The organism is Candidatus Symbiopectobacterium sp. NZEC127 (genome assembly GCF_025962675.1).
Lineage (GTDB): Bacteria > Pseudomonadota > Gammaproteobacteria > Enterobacterales > Enterobacteriaceae > Symbiopectobacterium.
The window spans coordinates 117,956-136,104 of sequence record NZ_JAGFPG010000006.1 but is presented as its reverse complement, the minus strand read 5'-3'; the positions used below and the strand labels follow the sequence as shown (position 1 = coordinate 136,104).

At 48.4% G+C, this 18,149-nt stretch carries 12 protein-coding genes; 7 read left to right on the top strand and 5 right to left on the bottom strand.

The window, feature by feature from the left end:
* Positions 1-2 precede the first annotated feature (2 nt).
* The 4 genes from J5069_RS19420 to J5069_RS19405 all read left to right on the top strand — a co-directional run bounded on the left by J5069_RS19420 (position 3) and on the right by J5069_RS19405 (position 5,152).
* Positions 3-935: an acetaldehyde dehydrogenase (acetylating) gene (locus J5069_RS19420; RefSeq protein WP_264627703.1), complete on the top strand. Its 933-nt coding sequence runs from the start codon at positions 3-5 to the stop codon at positions 933-935.
* Between the two features lie 25 nt (positions 936-960).
* Positions 961-1,989, top strand: a complete 1,029-nt coding sequence (gene dmpG / locus J5069_RS19415) for a 4-hydroxy-2-oxovalerate aldolase (RefSeq protein WP_264645409.1) — start codon at positions 961-963, stop codon at positions 1,987-1,989.
* Between the two features lie 27 nt (positions 1,990-2,016).
* The gene (gene ilvD, locus J5069_RS19410; RefSeq protein ID WP_264645408.1) at positions 2,017-3,687 is read left to right on the top strand and encodes a dihydroxy-acid dehydratase; all 1,671 of its coding nucleotides are present in this window, start codon (positions 2,017-2,019) and stop codon (positions 3,685-3,687) included.
* Between the two features lie 166 nt (positions 3,688-3,853).
* Positions 3,854-5,152 (top strand): MFS transporter, encoded by a 1,299-nt coding sequence (locus J5069_RS19405; protein ID WP_264627768.1) that lies wholly within the window; start codon positions 3,854-3,856, stop codon positions 5,150-5,152.
* Positions 5,153-5,203: 51 nt separating this feature from the next.
* Here the strand turns inward: J5069_RS19405 and J5069_RS19400 are convergent, their stop codons facing one another.
* Positions 5,204-5,959 carry an IclR family transcriptional regulator gene (locus tag J5069_RS19400; RefSeq protein WP_264645407.1) on the bottom strand — a complete coding sequence of 252 codons (756 nt, stop codon included), beginning with the start codon at positions 5,957-5,959 and terminating at the stop codon, positions 5,204-5,206.
* A 279-nt stretch (positions 5,960-6,238) separates the two neighbouring features.
* On the opposite strand from J5069_RS19400, the gene J5069_RS19395 reads away from it, so the two are divergent.
* Positions 6,239-7,252, top strand: coding sequence for an ADP-ribosylglycohydrolase family protein (locus J5069_RS19395; protein WP_264645406.1), 1,014 nt, complete (start codon positions 6,239-6,241; stop codon positions 7,250-7,252).
* A gap of 45 nt (positions 7,253-7,297) precedes the next feature.
* On the opposite strand, the gene J5069_RS19390 is transcribed toward J5069_RS19395, so the two are convergent.
* Entirely contained in the window at positions 7,298-8,041 is a 744-nt protein-coding gene (locus J5069_RS19390; protein WP_413542262.1) for a GntR family transcriptional regulator, read from the bottom strand.
* 167 nt (positions 8,042-8,208) lie between these two features.
* Between J5069_RS19390 and ghrB the strand changes: the two genes are divergently transcribed.
* Positions 8,209-9,171 carry a glyoxylate/hydroxypyruvate reductase GhrB gene (ghrB, locus tag J5069_RS19385; protein ID WP_264645405.1) on the top strand — a complete coding sequence of 321 codons (963 nt, stop codon included), beginning with the start codon at positions 8,209-8,211 and terminating at the stop codon, positions 9,169-9,171.
* A 44-nt stretch (positions 9,172-9,215) separates the two neighbouring features.
* Here the strand turns inward: ghrB and J5069_RS19380 are convergent, their stop codons facing one another.
* Positions 9,216-10,700 (bottom strand): PhoPQ-activated pathogenicity-related family protein, encoded by a 1,485-nt coding sequence (locus J5069_RS19380; RefSeq protein ID WP_264645404.1) that lies wholly within the window; start codon positions 10,698-10,700, stop codon positions 9,216-9,218.
* Between the two features lie 285 nt (positions 10,701-10,985).
* On the opposite strand from J5069_RS19380, the gene J5069_RS19375 reads away from it, so the two are divergent.
* Entirely contained in the window at positions 10,986-12,245 is a 1,260-nt protein-coding gene (locus tag J5069_RS19375) for a valine--pyruvate transaminase (protein WP_264645515.1), read from the top strand.
* A gap of 79 nt (positions 12,246-12,324) precedes the next feature.
* Here the strand turns inward: J5069_RS19375 and J5069_RS19370 are convergent, their stop codons facing one another.
* Positions 12,325-16,413 carry a hypothetical protein gene (locus J5069_RS19370; protein ID WP_264645403.1) on the bottom strand — a complete coding sequence of 1,363 codons (4,089 nt, stop codon included), beginning with the start codon at positions 16,411-16,413 and terminating at the stop codon, positions 12,325-12,327.
* A 187-nt stretch (positions 16,414-16,600) separates the two neighbouring features.
* On the bottom strand, positions 16,601-18,139 hold the full coding sequence (locus tag J5069_RS19365; protein ID WP_264645402.1) for a DHA2 family efflux MFS transporter permease subunit: 1,539 nt from the start codon (positions 18,137-18,139) through the stop codon (positions 16,601-16,603).
* Positions 18,140-18,149: the final 10 nt, after the last annotated feature.

The window sequence follows — 18,149 nt, the reverse complement described above, 5'->3', positions numbered from 1 at the left end:
CCATGGGAAGTGAAAAGATCCAGGCCGCCATTATTGGTTCAGGAAATATTGGCACTGACTTGATGTTCAAAATAATGAAAAACAGCCAATACCTGAGTATGGGCGCGATGATCGGTATCGATCCAGCCTCAGACGGTTTAGCCCGCGCTGCACGGCTGGGCGTGCCGGTTTCTGCCGAGGGTATCGACGGACTGCTGGCATTGCCTAATTTCCAAGACATTAAAATCGTTTTCGACGCCACTTCAGCCAAATCACATCTGGTACACAACGAGAAGCTGCAACCGTTCGGCATTAAGGTCATCGACCTGACCCCGGCAGCCATCGGCCCGTATGTGGTCCCGTCCATTAATCTGGAACAAGAAAGTGATGCGGCCAACATCAACATGGTCACCTGCGGCGGGCAGGCAACCATTCCTATCGTCAATGCGGTGGCACAGGTCACTGACGTTTACTATGCCGAAATTGTTGCCAGTATCGCCAGCAAATCCGCAGGACCCGGCACCCGCGCTAATATTGACGAGTTTACCGAAACCACGTCTGCCGCCATCGTTAACGTGGGCAAAGCGCGCGCCGGGAAAGCCATTATTATTCTCAACCCGGCGTCCCCGCCTATCATGATGCGCGACACCGTCTTTACCTATTCCGCCACGGTCGAGCCCGAAAAAATTGAAGCCAGCATTCACAGCATGGTGCAAAAAGTCAGCCGCTATGTGCCGGGCTATCGCCTAAAACAGGCCGTGCAATTCGATATTATCAATGAAGAGAATCCGCTGTTTATCGACGGGGAAAAATACACGACAGGGTTAAAAACTTCGGTATTTATCGAAGTAGAAGGGGCCGCCCACTATTTACCCGCCTATGCCGGCAACCTGGATATTATGACCTCCGCCGCGTTAGCCTGCGGCGATCATTTTGCCAAGAACCTGAAAAATTAATCCTCAGCGATAAAAGAGAATGATGATGAATAATAAAAAAATCTACATCTCGGACGTAACATTACGCGACGGCTCCCATGCCGTTAAACACCAGTACACGCAACAACAGGTTCAACAGATCGCCAGCGTGCTGGACAAGGCGCATGTGGACTCCATTGAGATCGCCCACGGTGACGGGCTGGCAGGATCGAGTTTTAACTATGGTTTCAGCCGCTGCGCTGACACCGAAATGATCGCTGCCGCCGCTGAGGTTGTCACCCACAGTAAAATTGCCACCCTGCTGATCCCCGGCGTCGGCACCATTCATGACTTACACGCCGCCTATGATGCTGGCGCACGCGTAGTGCGTGTCGCAACCCACTGCACCGAGGCGGATATATCACGGCAGCATATTGAATTCGCGCGCAACCTCGGCATGGACACCGTCGGTTTTCTGATGATGAGCCACATGATTGCTCCGCAGGAACTGGCTGAGCAGGCGAAAAAAATGGAGAGCTATGGTGCAAATTGCATCTACGTGGTGGATTCCAGCGGTGCCATGCTGATGCAGGACATTCGCGATCGCTTCCGTGCACTGAAAGCCATCCTGAACAGCGATACCCAAACGGGCATGCACGCACACAACAACCTTTCCGTCAGTATCGCCAACTCACTGACCGCCATCGAAGAGGGCTGCGATCGGGTAGATACCAGCCTGGCGGGCATGGGGGCTGGCGCGGGAAATACCCCCACCGAAGTGTTTATCGGCTGTCTGGAAAAGCAAGGCTGGCAACACGGTTGTCAATTAGACACGTTGATCAACGGTGCTGACGATGTGGTGCGTCCGTTGCAACACCGTCCGGTACGCGTCGATCGCGAAACCCTATCGCTCGGACTCGCCGGGGTGTATTCCAGCTTTTTGCTGCACGCCGAACGTGCATCGCAAAAATACGGCATCAGCACCATGGATATATTAATGGAGCTCGGGAAAAGAAAAATGGTCGGCGGTCAGGAAGACATGATTGTCGATGTTGCATTGGATTTAAAAAACGCCAACACCAGGCAAGCACAATAATACTAATGATTATATGAGGTTTTAATAATGCGAAGCCAAAAAATATTAGGAAGCCTTGAGTGGGGTTTTAACCGTAGCGTATTTAAAAGTATCGGTTATTCTGATGAAGATCTGAAAAGACCTGTCATTGGTATCGCCAACTCCTGGAATGAACTGGTACCCGGCCATTTCAATTTGCGTCAGGTCGGTGAATCGGTGAAAAAAGGTATCCACATGGCGGGCGGCACCGCCGTGGAGTTTGGCCTGATTGCCGCCTGTGACGGCACGGCACAGGGCCATAAAGGCATGCACTATATCCTGCCTTCACGGGATATGATCGCCAACGATATCGAGATCATGGTAGAAGCCCATCAGTTGGATGCCATCGTGATGCTCGGCTCCTGCGACAAGATTGTTCCCGCGATGCTGATGGCCGCTGCACGTCTGGACATCCCCGCCATCATTCTGCCCGGCGGCCCAATGCTGGGCGGCGAAGTGTTCGACGGACGCAAATCGGACCTGACCACCATGTCCGAATCGTTGGGCATGCTAAAAGCAGGCAAAATCACCGAAGACGTTTGCCATCGGTTGGAAAACACGTGCGGCCCGACCTGCGGTTCCTGCTCATTCCTCGGCACCGCCAACACCATGTGCAGCCTGTCGGAAGCCATCGGCATGACATTACCCAATGGCGCACTGACGCCCGCAGTGTATTCCGAGCGCCTGCGGCTGGGTGAAAGCACCGGTTTTGCCATCATGAACATGGTGAAAAACAACGTTACCGCCCGCGACATTATTACCATCGATGCGATTAAAAACGCCATCAGGGTGTTGATGGCAATCGGTGGCTCCACCAATGCGGTTCTGCACCTCTCCGCATTGGCACATGAGCTTGATATCTCAGCTGAAACCATGATGGCTCTGTATGAAGAACTGAGCGACAGCACGCCGCAAATCGTCAAGGTGAACCCGGCGGCGAAGTTCGATATGGAGGATTTCCACCGTGCGGGCGGCATTCCACAAGTGATGCATGAAATCAGCGGATTGCTGGAGAAAGGCGCGCTCACCGTCACCGGGCAAACCGTCGGAGAAAACCTGGCGGCAATGAACCTGTTGTATCAGCCTAACCGTGACATCATCAAACCCATAGAAACACCCTTTGCCCCTCAGGGTGGGATTGCCATTCTCAAAGGCAATATCGCACCGAAAAGCGGGGTGACCAAACCGGCCGCCATTTTGCCAGAAATGCGCCATTTCACCGGGAAAGCCGTCTGTTTTGACAGTGAAGATGCCGCCGAGGAAGCCATTCTGGCCGGACATATCAAACCCGGAGACGTGCTGGTCATACGCTATGAAGGCCCCAAAGGCGGCCCCGGCATGCGCGAAATGTTCAAGGCGATGAAATACCTGTATGGCATGGGGCTGGCCAGTAACACCGCCATCATTACCGATGGCCGTTTCTCCGGCACCAATAATGGCTGCTTTGTTGGTCATATTTCGCCAGAGGCGGCGGAAGGCGGCCCGATTGCCGCACTGCGCGATGGCGACATGATCACTATTGATATTCCTAACAAAACGATTCACGCCCATTTAACCGATGAAGAAATCGCTCAGCGGTTACAACAATGGCAGGCACCCAAACGTAAATTCACCAAGGGTATTTTGGGCATCTACTCACAATTAGCCAGCTCGGCACATGAGGGTGCCGTTTTGAAATAACCAGATTGTCATTATTGATGACATTGCACCCGTAATAATTCGCGTGACAGGACGATGGCCTCACTTACCGTGAGGCCCAGGAATGGAATGAATAACGTACGCCGTTTTAATTATGCCGGGAATATACGCTGTACCTACCAATTAATAATAATAGCAGGGCTATAGTATGGAAAATACTAATCCAGCAGTAACTTACAATCAGGTTGATGCAACAATACCCAACGCCAGATGGTGGCATATTATTCCCGCCACCATATTAGTTTATATCGTCGCATTTATGGATCGCACCAATATCGGGATCGCCATTGCCGGCGGTATGGATAAAGATCTCGGTATTACCTCCTCGGTCGCCGGAGCCGCTGCGGGTATCTTCTTTTTCGGCTATCTCTTTTTGCAAATCCCTGGCGGCCATTTTGCAGAAAAGGCCAGCGCCAAGAAATTTATCGCCTGGACCATCGTGTTTTGGGGCGGTCTGGCCATGGTATCGGGCTTTGTACAAAATACCTGGCAACTGATGACGGTGCGCTTCTTCCTCGGCGTAGCGGAAGGTGGGGTTTATCCTGCCATTCTTGCGTTGATCGGCCACTGGTTCCCCAATAAAGAGCGAGCCCGCGCCATTGCATTTTTCCAGATGAACATGGCAATTGCGGTGATCATTACCAGCCCGATTTCCGGCTGGCTGATTCAAAACTATGACTGGCGCGTGATGTTTATCGTTGAGGGGCTGGTTTCCCTGGCGCTGCTGTTTATCTGGCTGCCGCTGGTCGCCGATCATCCCAAAGATGCCAAATGGCTTTCTGCGCAAGAGCGGGAATGGATCGAAACCGAATTGCGCAACGATGTGGAAGAAAATAAACGCAATCAGGGCGCACTCTCTCAAGGGGGTTACAAAGCCCTTTACCGTAGCCTGAACCTGTGGCGCATGGTGGCAATTTACTTCTTTATGTCCGCTGGCTTTTACGGTTTCTCACTGTGGATGCCCACACTTATCAGCGAGCTCACCAAATCCACCATGACGGTCGTCGGTTTACTGACCGCTGTGCCCTTTATCTTTACCATCATCGGCCAGTATATTTTCGCCAGACTGTGCGACGCCACCATGAACCGTCGGCTCTTTACCGCACTGTCATTCTTTGGCATTGCCATCTCACTGGCACTTTCTGTGGTACTGAAAGAAAACGTCTGGCTTTCCTACGGCATGCTGGTGTGCGGCGGGTTCTTCCTGAACGCCTGGGCAGGTCCGTACTGGTCAATGCCTACCCTGCTGTTCCCGGCGGAAGCGTTGGGTGGCGCGCGCGGCACTATCAATGCCATCGGCAGTCTGGGTGGATTCTGTGGACCCTATTTAGTCGGTCTGATTTCACTGTATTTAGGCAGCAAGATGGGCGTATTAATGCTGGTCGTCTCGCTGATTATTGCCGCATTGCTGACGTTATCGCTGCCAAAAGTGACAGCCAATAAATAATCAGTCTGAATAGGAAAAAGAGCGTTGCTGGCAGCGCTCTTTTTTATTTTTTTACTCATAGAGCTTGCGGCTGATTTTTTGGCAGGCTTCACGTAATTGATGAATGATTTCCTCATGCCGTGTTTCGGGTATTTGAAAAGTGACGCCCGTGACGCTCACACCGGCAATAATATCGTGATGCCCATCGAATATTGGCATGGCAATACAAAATATGCCCAAATCCCCTTCTTCGCGATCGAAGGCATAGCCTGTTTTTCTGATCTCTTGCAGCTCTTTTTTCAGGGCGGTTTTTGTTGGAATGGTCATCGGGGTGAAAATTTCCAGAGTCTCTTCCGGCAACAAGCGATCCAACTCTTCATCACTTAACTGAGAAATCAGCGCTTTACCCAACCCAGAACTGTGCAGCGATAACTTTTTACCCACCACGCTTTTAATGCTAATCAGTTGATTACTTTCTATTTTATCCAGGTAAATCGGGCTGTCGCCATCGAGTACGCCCAAATGACACGTCAAATTAAGTTGGTTCACCAGTTCGGACAATAGAGCATGAGCCACAGATTTAACATTAAAATTCTGAATGGCCGCACTGCCATATTCATACATTTTCAGGCCCAGGTGATATTTGTTTTTTTCAAATTTCACCAGACGGTGCGTAACCAGTGACGACAACATCAGGGAGAGGCTGCTTTTCGGCAAGGATAATGCATTGTGTATTTCGGTAAAGGTTGCCACATTCCGTGTTGAAAGATAATCAAGCAGCAAAATCATTTTATCGATAGCCGGCACTTTTGTTTTTGCATTATTCATGTTTGCTCCTGGTTTACACCCTGTTTAACCCCGACACCAATATTATAACTGATTGATATTTAATATGACATTATCTGTTCGTCAGATTTCATGCTGCAACAATTCTGCACCTATCCTAGCGTATTGTGTTAACAACACCACGCGACTCGACCGCACGAATGGTATCCTGTTACGCAGGATTTTTGTTCAAACAAAAAGCTAATGGTATTATATTGGTATTAGATTAGTGTCGTTTAAGCACCACCCGCGTTACCTATAACAACAATCAGAGTACAGCTTATGCCATCAAAATTAGAGAGTCATATCGCCGGGGCGTTATATGGGCAAATGCTAGGGGATGCGATGGGAATGCCATCGGAGCTGTGGCCGCGAGCACGCATCAAAGCGCATTTTGGATGGATAGACCGCTTTCTGCCGGGTCCTGCGGATAACATCGCCGCCTGCTATTTCACTGCTGCTCAATATACCGATGACACCTCCATGGCGCTGGCACTTGCCGATGCGCTGATCGAATGTGAGGGCGACGTCGTGCCTGACGTTATTGGTAACCACATCCTCAACTGGGCGCTACAGTTTGGTGCCTTTGAGAAGAATATTCTGGGCCCCAGTTCCAAAACGGCGCTTTTTGCCCTGAAACAGGGTGCGGATATCGATTCACTGGAAAATAACGGTATCACCAATGGCTCGGCGATGCGCATTTCTCCGCTGGGCTGTCTGCTTCCGCCCATGCCATTATCCGATTTCATTGATGCAGTGGCGCTCGCGTCTAGCCCAACGCACAAATCTGACATCGCGGTAGCTGGCGCGACCGTTATTGCCTGGGCGGTATCTCAGGGAATTGCGGAAAAAAGCTGGTCTGAGATTCGGACTGCATTACCCGCCGTGGCACAAGCCGCGCAGGAAAAACGCGTAACAACCTACAGCCCGGCCTTGTCCGCCCGTCTGCAATTGGCATTGGATACCGTGCAGAATGCGCCCGATGACGACACCGCGCTGGAGCAGATTTATCAACTGATTGGCACCGGGACGGAGATCATACAGTCCGTGCCCGCCGCCATTGCAATGGTAGAGCTGGCGCACACCGAGCCGAACCGCTGTGCCATTCTGTGCGCCAATCTGGGTGGCGATACCGACACCATCGGCGCCATGGCAACCGCTATCTGTGGTGCAATCCACGGTGTTGAAAGCATTGATTCGGATTTCAAACGGCAGTTGGATGAGGTTAACGCGCTGGATATCGATGCGTACAGTTCTGCGTTAGCGCGGTTACGTCAGCGCCGCATGGCCGTTTGAACAAAAGCGAATGTGATCATGGCGTCTGTCCCCTTAAGGCAGGCGCTAGTCCTCTGAATAGAAGACATACATATCGGCACGGCAATAGTTGATGCTGTAATCGAGCGGACGCTGATTGATATCAAACGCCAGCGATTTCACCACCAACACGGGGAGCGTTGCTGGCGTATTCACACACTGGATAAACTCGTGCGACGCCGATTGCGCCGATACCCAGTTGCGCGTTCGAACCGGTGCAATGCCCTGGCTGCGGAAATACGCATAGAGCGAAATATCGATCTGTTCAACGTCGGTAATCAAGTGCTGTGGCACATAGTTCTCTTCAATGGAGACAGGCTCGCCGTCAATATCACGCACGCGTTTAAGAAGATAGACGTCGCAGCCCGCTGAGAGCTGCAAATATTCCGCAATTTCCGCCCGGCAAGGGACTCGCGTTTTACTGATCCACAGCGTGCCCGGCGTTTTTCCTGTTGCCACCACCTGCTGGGAGAAACCCATTGCCGGTTTGAGGTGATATTCAAGTTGGTGGTTAACGTAAGTGCCGTAACCGCGACCGCGCACCACAATCTCCTGCTCGGCCAGCAGTTCCAGCGCCTTTCGCACCGTGATGCGGGAAATCCCCAGCGCCAGAACAAAATCACGCTCGCTGGGGAGAAAATCTCCGCGCTGAATCTCCCCGCTCCGCACCGCCAGTTGCACCACATCCGCGAACTTTACGTACAGCGGAAGTTTATCCGGCTCCGCCATGCGTGTGCGCAACCGCTCGACCAACCAGGTATTTACGCCCATTACGCTCCGTCCATGTCGTATCGAGGGAGCGGAAATCATAACTTTTTTCAGCTCAGGCATCTTTTTTTTCTCAATTTCATTTAACTTTCGATGAGCACTTGCAGTCTACAGCCGCCTACGCGATGATGCGGTGAGACCTTTTTTTCCTTTAACTTCCGGAGGTTGTGATGAAACCGAGTGTGATTTTGTACAAAAGTATCCCCGCCGATTTGTGCAAACGCCTGGAACAACATTTTACCGTCACCGAATTTGATGGGCTGCCCCCAGCGGGACACCCTGCACTGGCGCAGGCTGAAGGTATCATCGGTTCCGGCGGTAAAGTCGATCGCGCCTTTCTGGCACAGACGCCGCGTCTGCGTGCGGTATCAACCATTTCCGTCGGCTACGACACCTTTGACGTTGAAGCATTAACAGAAAAGGCCATTCCGCTCATGCACACGCCAACGGTACTGACCGAAACCGTGGCGGATACCGTTTTCGCATTGATCCTGTCAAGCGCCCGCCGCGTGGTAGAAGTGGCTGAACGCGTCAAAGCCGGCGAGTGGAAAAGCGGTATCGGCAGCGACTGGTTCGGTATTGACGTACACCATAAAACGATCGGGATTCTCGGTATGGGCCGTATTGGTCTGGCCGTAGCGCAACGTGCGCATTTCGGTTTCAGCATGGAAGTGTTGTACAACGCGCGACGCCATCATGCCGAAGCCGAAACGCGCTTTAACGCACGCTACTGCGATTTGGATACCTTACTGGCCGAGTCCGACTTTCTCTGCATTACCCTGCCGTTGACCGAAGAAACACGACATCTGATCAGCCATGAACAACTGGCGAAAATGAAATCCAGCGCCATTTTGATCAACATCGGTCGCGGCGCGGTGGTGGATGAGGCCGCATTAGTCGAAGCCCTCAGCAACGGTACTATCCATGCTGCCGGTCTGGATGTGTTCGTTCAGGAACCGTTGCCGGTTGACTCCCCGTTGCTGAAGCTGCCCAATGTCGTTGCGCTGCCGCATATCGGTTCTGCCACTCACGAAACACGTTACGGCATGGCCGCCTGTGCCGTTGACAATCTGATCGCCGCATTAACGGGCGACGTTAAAGAAAACTGCGTCAACCCACAGGTGCTTAAATAGCTTATTGCGCGCCAACGCTCTCTCGCTGGCGCGCTCATTACGCGTTAAGGTGCTGTTCCCCCTAGTCCGCGACCCGGCAATGTCTGGCAAAATTTACCGTTGACCGGCGGCGCTGCCGTCGGGAAAACATCATCTGGGGTCACGTAAACCCGACTGGTCGCAACAAACCCGTCCTTGAACGTGGCTTCCACGAATGTCGCTTGCCAGCCTGCATGCTGTGAATTCAGCGCCAGGTTTACCGGCCCGTGGTTGGGTAGCGTCACCTTGGTTCCCTGATAGTGAATATCACAGGCATAGCGGAAATCCCGTGCTTCAGGGTTGTTTGCCGTCCAGCGTTTTACCGTAACGGGTTTTTCAGAGAACGTGACACTAAGCGCATCGTCCTTGAGTGTGACACTGAGTTGCGGCAGTGGCTTATTTTTCAGAAAACGATTTACAAAAGTAATCAACGTGCGTTCAACGTGTTTTAAAATACTGTTATGGCTGGTGTTGGGGACCACGCGCAGAGATTTCGCTCCCGGCAGCGCGTCATAATAAAAACGTGCGTTATCGGGTGCATAGAAATCATCACCGCTGGCATTGACGATGTATTTTGCTTTATTGAGCTGTGCAGACTGGCCCGCGGCTAAATATTGCATGGGGTCTTCGATTTTCATCAACGCCTGGAATTCCGGGGTATTGATGGTTTTGTCTACACCCTGTTGATAGTAAGGGTAAAAGGCGATGGGCCAGTTTCCACCATAAGAGCGATACATATGCGTCAGCGCAACGCGTGTATCCAGCAAATCGATAACAAAGGGCACTACAGCATCGACATCGGGATCAGAAATAAAGGTCAGCCAGGACGTCCAGCCACGTTTGGATGCCCCCGTCACAATAAACCGAGTGATGCCCTGTGCTTTTAATTCCTGCTTCGCCACCCGGATCGCCTGAGACACGGCAGTCGCCATAGGAATATGTACGGAAGCTCGCGTTCTTAGCAACGGATTATCCATGAATAATGACCAACTGCGTGCGACATTGTCATCCTCTTTCAACGGTTTATTATCCGCATCGTAAGTAAGATATTGGTTCGGTATATTGCTTACCGAGATAACAACCGTTTTAGTCGCACGCGCAATGGAAGCCAACATGTCCGAGCTGAATTCGTTTTGCACGTTGGTTTTGATAATACCGTTAGGGTAGTTGGTGCCGTTGTTGACAACCATCAGCGCATGCTGTGATTTAACAGGGTGGGCAGGGAGATAGATATCAACATTGTGTTGCCACTGCGCGGGTTGCACCAATCCGCCGGGTGACCAGGATTGGGAGATCATGCGGTATTTCTTCACACTGACATCAGACTGAATGTCATCGCCATCGTAGTGATAATTCATCGGCATAGCCGCCAAATCTTCACGATAACACGATATTACCTGCGTTAAATCAGTGTCCTTATCATCATGGCATCCCATTTCCAATGCATTGGCTTGAGATAAAAAACCCATAAATAATAAGAAAAAAATAAAAGTGAGGTTATCAATCTTCATTTATTGTCCTGATTAATGAACTGAGGCTTGATAGTGTATCCGTACGTAATTAAATGAACGAGTAAGCAGAATGCGTATTTTCAATTTCCAGCAGTCTACTTCACCTTTGTATATAGATCTAACACCTGTTATTTTTTGTCTCGCTATTTGAAACTTTTCGGCAACGCGGTAGCATCACCCGTTATCTTTTCCCGTTAGCCGCCAGAAAACGGGTTACCATTGCAGCCACCGGCGGCAAGCGCTATGTTCTTTGTTAACATTGGCATTACTTTTAAGCGATACATGATGAACTTTTCTCTTTTCGGCAACAAATTCACCCGCCACGCTGGCATCACCCAATTGATGGATGACCTGAACGATGGGCTACGCACGCCAGGTGCCATCATGCTGGGCGGCGGTAACCCCGCACATATCCCGGCAATGGATGCCTACTTTCAGCAACTTTGTCAGGAGATGTTGAGTGCCGGTACATTGACCGAAGCACTGTGCAATTACGATGGCCCGCAAGGGAAAGACACGCTTCTCACCAACCTGTCTGCCTTACTCAAGCAGACGTTTGGTTGGGATATTGGGCCGCAAAACATTGCCCTGACTAACGGCAGCCAAAGCGCCTTCTTTTACTTGTTTAACCTGTTTGCAGGCCGTTATGAGGGGGGATCATCGCGCAAAGTGCTGTTTCCTCTCGCGCCAGAATATATCGGTTATGCCGATTCCGGGTTGGATGAGGACATGTTTGTCTCCGTGCGCCCACAGATAGAATTACTGCCCGAAGGCCAATTCAAATACCATGTCGATTTCGATAATTTAACCCTCGGTGACGACATCGGGATGATTTGTGTATCGCGCCCGACCAACCCTACCGGCAATGTGTTAACCGACGAAGAGCTGGTACGTCTCGACAAGCTGGCTCAACAACACGGCATTCCGTTGGTGATCGATAACGCCTACGGCGTACCGTTCCCCGGTATCATCTTCAGCGACGCCACGCCGCTGTGGAACGCCAACACCATTCTCTGCATGAGCCTGTCCAAACTCGGCCTGCCGGGATCGCGCTGCGGCATCATCGTTGGCAATGAACAGGTGATCTCCGCCATCAGCAATATGAACGGCATTGTCAGCCTGTCACCCGGCTCCATCGGCCCCGCAATGGCGAACGAAATGATTGTGCGCGGCGATTTGCTACGATTATCCAACGACGTGGTGCGTCCGTTTTATCAACAGCGCGTTACGGAAACCATCGCCACGATCCGCCGTTACCTGTCACCAGAACGTTGCCTGATCCATAAGCCTGAAGGGGCAATTTTCCTGTGGCTGTGGTTCAAGGATCTGCCCATCTCAACGGAAACGCTCTATCAACGGCTGAAAAAACGCGGCGTATTGATGGTGCCCGGCCACTATTTCTTCCCCGGATTGGCAGAAGACTGGCCCCATGCCCACCAGTGTTTGCGCATGAACTACGTGCCTGAACCCGAAAAAATCGAACAGGGTATTGCGATTCTGGCTCAGGAAGTGGAACTGGCGTTGAGCGAAAGCCACGCAGGTTAAAGAAAGACACAATAGCCAACAACCCCTCTGGCTATTGTGCTTAACGTAATCCAATCTTCTGTTTTGGTTAGCGCCCCTGTTAAGGCGCGCTAACTCTGCGAAGCAGTACGTTATTTTTTTTAGCAACATCACTGATTATCTGACTCACGGTATCGGGGTTATTGATCAACAAGATGCCTTTAAAGTAATCATCAATCTGAAATAGACGTTGCAGATTGCCTGGCTTCATTAAGCTTTCCAGTGAGAAATCCTTATAAACCGGGTTGCTCATAAAATATAAATTACAGAGATAACTAAATTTTTCATTGTCCATGATATCATTCGCAATGGCATATTTTATTTGAGCAAGAGATCGTTCAATACTGACAAACTCCCCCGTTTCTTTAACACTAAGATAGATATAGTCTTCTGGAAGACCGATAGCATGCACAGCCTCATGTAACATCGTACTTGTCGCCAGATTGATATATTTTTCTTTCTCCTGAAACCCCTGAAATTCATTCACCGATGGGTTAAACCCCTCCGGCAATATGGCGGTATTAATAAATATCCTGTCTAATGGGTCGCCGGTGTCTGACAGGCCGAGAACGGTACCCTTTTTTATGGTTTCAGGCTGTATAACACTCGCTTCCTTTGATTTGTTTTTTATTAACAAAATAATATTTTCATTGTTTTTTTCATCCAATATAAATGTCATTCGTTTTAATTTTTTTAGCAGGGAATCAATAAAGAATTTTGAGGCTTTTTTATCTTTTATCTGTATTCTATCAGAAACATAAGACTCAAAAAAATGTCGTTCATTTTTTATCACGGAAACAGCGTCATTGAGGTGTTTTACCGCATTATTGAACGATTCACTGTATATATCATAAATTATCGAAGATGACCTTTCCGCTGCAAGCTGAGGTAAGCTTTTAAAATCGAATTCACCCTCCTCACCAAAATAGCGATCTTTCATTTTTGGCAATACAGCATCCATTTCTTTTATTGACGTCAAGATTTTCTTACTACTGCGTGCAAAAATTTCATAGACATCATCCATATTATTATCCTGGCTGAGACGCTTCGGAATCTCCGCCAGTTTGTCAACATCGACATCATACTTCTCCCCGCCTATTTCCAGCCATTCCAACAGTTTTATCGATGATTTTTTATCAATTCCCAGGATGGTTTCCTGCGCTTCAACGGGAGTACTAACAATAATTTTCTTAGTATCAAAGTCCTTGATAATACTTACTGCGGTTATTTTCATTTTATCATCTATGCTACCATCCATATTTTTCCCATGCAGAGTAAAATACTCTGGAACGATAGCTCTGTTATTGTTCTTCTTTTCCTTCGCATGAAAAAAAAGGCCCTCTTTAGAGCGATAAAAAATTTCACCCCCACTGTTTTTATAAAAACCATTGACACCGACATAAGGCGTCATTGATTTATCGGGATGGTCAATGATTATGCCATGATCTTGGTTTCTTCTTAGTAGGGTACTGATATCCTTCGTTTCATAGAAATCCATATTGCATAAAGAAAGAATTTGTCTTTTAGCAATACAATGATATGCACGCAGCCTGTAATTTTTATTGTTCCCGCTATTCCCCCTCCGTTCAGGGAATAAAAAATACGTATTGCTTTTTTCGTTTTTATAAATAATCACATTACCAGCGTTACTGTTCGTCTCACCTAAGATGTAGGTATCATCTCCACGAGACGTGATTTTAAGCAGGCGATTTTTGTAGGGTAAAAAATTTTCATTATTAATATTTAATGCACCATCAATATCTCTCACACCAAGATGTTCATAAAGAAAATCAGCATCACTTAGAGAAATCGAATTTTTATACCACTGCGGGTTATTTTTAATAACATCAACGATGGTTTTATCAAGATAGTAAGCAGGTTCCGTTTCTCTGGTGGGCAATTCATCTAATTGTTCTTTGTAATTCGTATAAATACCGTCAGCATACTGAGATTGCAGATCGTATTCATCACCCGATTGTTTCACGGGGAGAACATCATATTCCCCTGATAGGTATTGATAGTTACTTAAATCTGATTTCAATAGATAATATTTATTATTAATCTTTATATATTGATTAAGATGCTTATCATATTGTGTTCCTCTAGACAACGTCATGGGTCCCACATCCTGATGATTGATGTCATCACTGACAAGTTTTTCTGTTAAGAAAGGTCGACCCGTCAACAAAGTGAGAATATTTTTACTGATACCCGGCGAGTTTTCATTTTCAAATACCCACTCACCTCCTCGAGTGACGATAGGGGTGAGATGGTTATCATGTTGTACCACATACCTATACACTTTTTTGGTCACCTCAGATTCGAGTACAGGAAATATTTCATTTCCAATCATCGCATAGATATCTGATTTATTTTTTATAAAAACACTATCACCATATATTTCTGGAGAATTATTTTGTAAGAAATAGGTGTTCTCTTTATCATTTAAAATTTTAGTCGATTTTTTCATGGTTGATTTAATCACATGATTAAGATTTATATCACCTTTCAAAACCCATTGTTTTTTAGCATTATAAAAAATATAACCTTTAGTTTCTACATCAGAGAAATGATTAAACGATTCTATAACTTCAACTTTCTTATCTTGATCTTTTATATTGATATAAAGTTTGTTTTTTTTAATCTCTATATCATTCATCATAGTGCTAATAGCGCCATTGCTAGTGTTATCAGCTAATTGCCTGGTTAACACCGAGGAGATGAGGTCTTTGGCCAAATTTCTGATGTATGACTCCAACTCTCCAGCATTGTCTAATGAAAGATCTTTCTTCTCCATAGCATCAGAGATCATGTCCAGAAACGATGACAGAATCAAAGAAACAAGACGCCCCCGGCCATACTGAGGAATCCATGAAAGTATACTGTCTATTACCGATTCGATTTTTTTGGCAAGATCGTCAAATTGATGATTACCCACACAGCCTATGCCATAAACATTATAATCAAGCACGATCTTTCCCTCATCAATCAAGGTAGAGACTGGGCTTCTCAATGTACGGCTTATCACTCTCATTATCTTAGCAGGTGTAAGAACATCCCGTTCATCACGACAGTCTACAAGGCTTGTTACTTTTACATCCTCAATATTTGAAGGCTCTGTATCGTTACGCTTAGGTAAAAAGACCCTTTTTCTGACATTGAGCAAAGTTGGGATCTGAAAGGTATCATTTTGTTCCGCTAAATCATTTCGTTGATGATAAAAAAGATTAACCGTACGTTTGTCATTACGAGAGAGACGGTTGACTATCTTAAACAGATTTTCCAGGTATATCTTCCCAAAATGATACGATTTATTATCAATAGCTTGTCTCTCATTCTCTTTAACAAAGGCGGCGGTCAATTGAAGACATTTGATAAGCAGTTTGACATTTCTTTCTCGTTTTTTTGGCGTGTTTTTTACATCAGGCGAATTTTCAGCCCGCCTAAAGATCAGATCAAACTCATTTCTTACGCGCCAATTTATTGATCTATCCTGCAATATTCTTAATATCTCATTAGGGATCTGTCTGTTCTTAATAGTGACGGCCCGATAACTCAGGGATCTTGTGTTTTTATTACTGAAATAATAACCCTCAATATCTGGAACCACGAGTTGATTAATAATATCCCGCTCGTGATTATATTCATCCAAAGAAATATCGCTTTCATTCGCAATAATGCGTGCTTCTGATTGCTGCATTCCCACGTTTTCTGAAGCATTAAATTTTTCGGCTGCCCACAGTCGGTAAAACGCCCCACCGGCTGCCCCCGCGAGTATTACTCCCCCGAGCCAAGCGGCTTGTTTTGGCGTCAAAGGTATCGCACGTTTTCCTTTTCCGGGCTGAACCTGTTGCAAGCATTGGCTCTTTTCATTCAGCATTCTCCCCTTTTCCAGTTGGCGGAGCATTCGGGGATGACTCTCTTTGGGCTCCACCAAACGCGCGAAAAAAACCTGCTTGATATAGGCTAACATACCGCTTTCACGCTGTATTTCTCGGTTGTTTACCACACCGTCGGGTGTAATTTCTTGCGTACAAGAAATGACTTTGATACGCCGTGGGAAAGTATCATCGCCGAGGCGATCCGTTAGCGGCGTCTCGTCGGTGAATACAGGTTGATATATCTTCGGCGTAGAATTCTGGCATTTCATCAGCAAGGCAACTTCCCTTTATTAAAGAATCAGGCAAGTCGATATGGTGAACAAAAAGAGAGGGCGGTGCTTTCAGGAAAACGCGCGTATTATCGACAAATATTGTTTTATACATCTATTCATAAAAAAGCGCTGACAACCTGGGAAGGGAATTGTCAGCGCAACGGGTAAGACATAAACATTATTATTAATGTACGGACGAGATACTCACTCTCTTCGGTTTCGGCGCAAACCAAATCACCAGTGCAGCAACAGCAAAAATAGCGGCAATCATCATAAAGATATGGTTAGTGGCAACCATCACGCTCTGTCCTTGTAACATCCACTCTATCGAGCCGCGAACGGCGTCCATATTCATGCCATCATTCAGCATGTTATGGGTGGCTACCGCTTCCCTGTCCGTCAAACCGGCCAGTTCCGCATGCACATAGCGGGTTTGGTTCTCCCATGATGTGTTGACCATGGAGGTAGCGAACGCTCCTGACAAGGTACGAATAAAGTTCATCAACCCTGCGGCAGAATCCATCTCTCGCTCAAGCACGCACCCGAGCGCAATGCCAGTCAGTGGAACAAAAAACAGCGGCATACCAATGCCCTGGAACAACATGGGCAGACTTATCTGGGAAAATGTCATGCTCATGTCCGCCTGGCTGCGAAACAGCGTCCACAGGCCGAGCCACAGCACCCCCGTGAACACCAGCGGACGCGGATCGATTTTCGTCGCCAGCGTAGCAATCAACGGAGCCAGAAATACCGCCAATACCCCCATCGTTGCCGTTGAGTAACCGGCAATCGTCGCGGTATAGCCCATGTAGATTTGCAGCCACAAGGGCGTCAGCACCGTAATGCCAAAGAATGCGCCAAACGCCAGGGAAAGCGTCACCATGCTGGTGGTAAAACCGCGATGGCGGAAGACTTTAAGGTCCACCACGGGATTGCGCTCGGTCAGTTCCCAAATCAGGAAGGAGATAAAGCCAATCAGTGCAATAATCGCCAGAATGACAATGCGCGTTGAAGCAAACCAGTCATGATCCTTGCCTTCATCGAGCATAATCTGCAAGGCGGACACCCAGACCACCAGCAACACCAGTCCCACGATGTCAATGCGCGATTTTGCCGTCTGCGTTTCATAACGTTGCAGCATCTTCCAGCACATGAAACCCGCCGCAATGGCGAAGGGAGTCTTACAGATAAAGATGTAGTGCCAGCTAAACTGATCGCAGATAACGCCACCGAGAATCGGCCCCATAATCGGGGCAACCAGGGTGGTCATACTCCAGATGCCGATGGCAACGTGGCCCTTGTCTTTCGGGAAAATACGCATCATCAACGTCTGAGACAGCGGCATCAGCGGCCCGCCAGAAAACCCCAGAAAGACGCGAAACAGCACCAACATGTTCATGCTGGTCGCCATCCCGCACAGCGTTGAAAAGACGCCGAACATCAGCAGACAAATCACGAAAACCCGCAGGGCACCAAAACGTGAAGCCAGCCAACCGGTCAGGGGAACCGAAATAGCCTCCGCTACCGCGTAGGATGTGATGACGTAGGTGCCCTGGCTGGTTGACGTCCCCAGACTCCCGGCAATATTCGACACAGAGACGTTGGCGATGGTGGTATCAAGAATGGCCAAAAAATTGGCCATCGCCAGACACAGGGTTCCGATGACAAGCGCCGCGCCGGTCAACGGCTGCGGAAAGGTATTCTGCGTAGTGTTGTGGCTCATGCTTTTGCGC

Coding starts and splice junctions, on each gene's coding strand:
- J5069_RS19390 (WP_413542262.1), bottom strand. CDS start 8,041: ATGGGCGTAAATACCTGGTTGGTCGAGCGGTTGCGCACACGCATGGCG.
- J5069_RS19370 (WP_264645403.1), bottom strand. CDS start 16,413: ATGAAATGCCAGAATTCTACGCCGAAGATATATCAACCTGTATTCACC.
- J5069_RS19400 (WP_264645407.1), bottom strand. CDS start 5,959: ATGAATAATGCAAAAACAAAAGTGCCGGCTATCGATAAAATGATTTTG.
- J5069_RS19365 (WP_264645402.1), bottom strand. CDS start 18,139: ATGAGCCACAACACTACGCAGAATACCTTTCCGCAGCCGTTGACCGGC.
- J5069_RS19380 (WP_264645404.1), bottom strand. CDS start 10,700: ATGAAGATTGATAACCTCACTTTTATTTTTTTCTTATTATTTATGGGT.
- J5069_RS19405 (WP_264627768.1), top strand. CDS start 3,854: ATGGAAAATACTAATCCAGCAGTAACTTACAATCAGGTTGATGCAACA.
- J5069_RS19375 (WP_264645515.1), top strand. CDS start 10,986: ATGAACTTTTCTCTTTTCGGCAACAAATTCACCCGCCACGCTGGCATC.
- dmpG (WP_264645409.1), top strand. CDS start 961: ATGAATAATAAAAAAATCTACATCTCGGACGTAACATTACGCGACGGC.
- J5069_RS19395 (WP_264645406.1), top strand. CDS start 6,239: ATGCCATCAAAATTAGAGAGTCATATCGCCGGGGCGTTATATGGGCAA.
- ilvD (WP_264645408.1), top strand. CDS start 2,017: ATGCGAAGCCAAAAAATATTAGGAAGCCTTGAGTGGGGTTTTAACCGT.
- J5069_RS19420 (WP_264627703.1), top strand. CDS start 3: ATGGGAAGTGAAAAGATCCAGGCCGCCATTATTGGTTCAGGAAATATT.
- ghrB (WP_264645405.1), top strand. CDS start 8,209: ATGAAACCGAGTGTGATTTTGTACAAAAGTATCCCCGCCGATTTGTGC.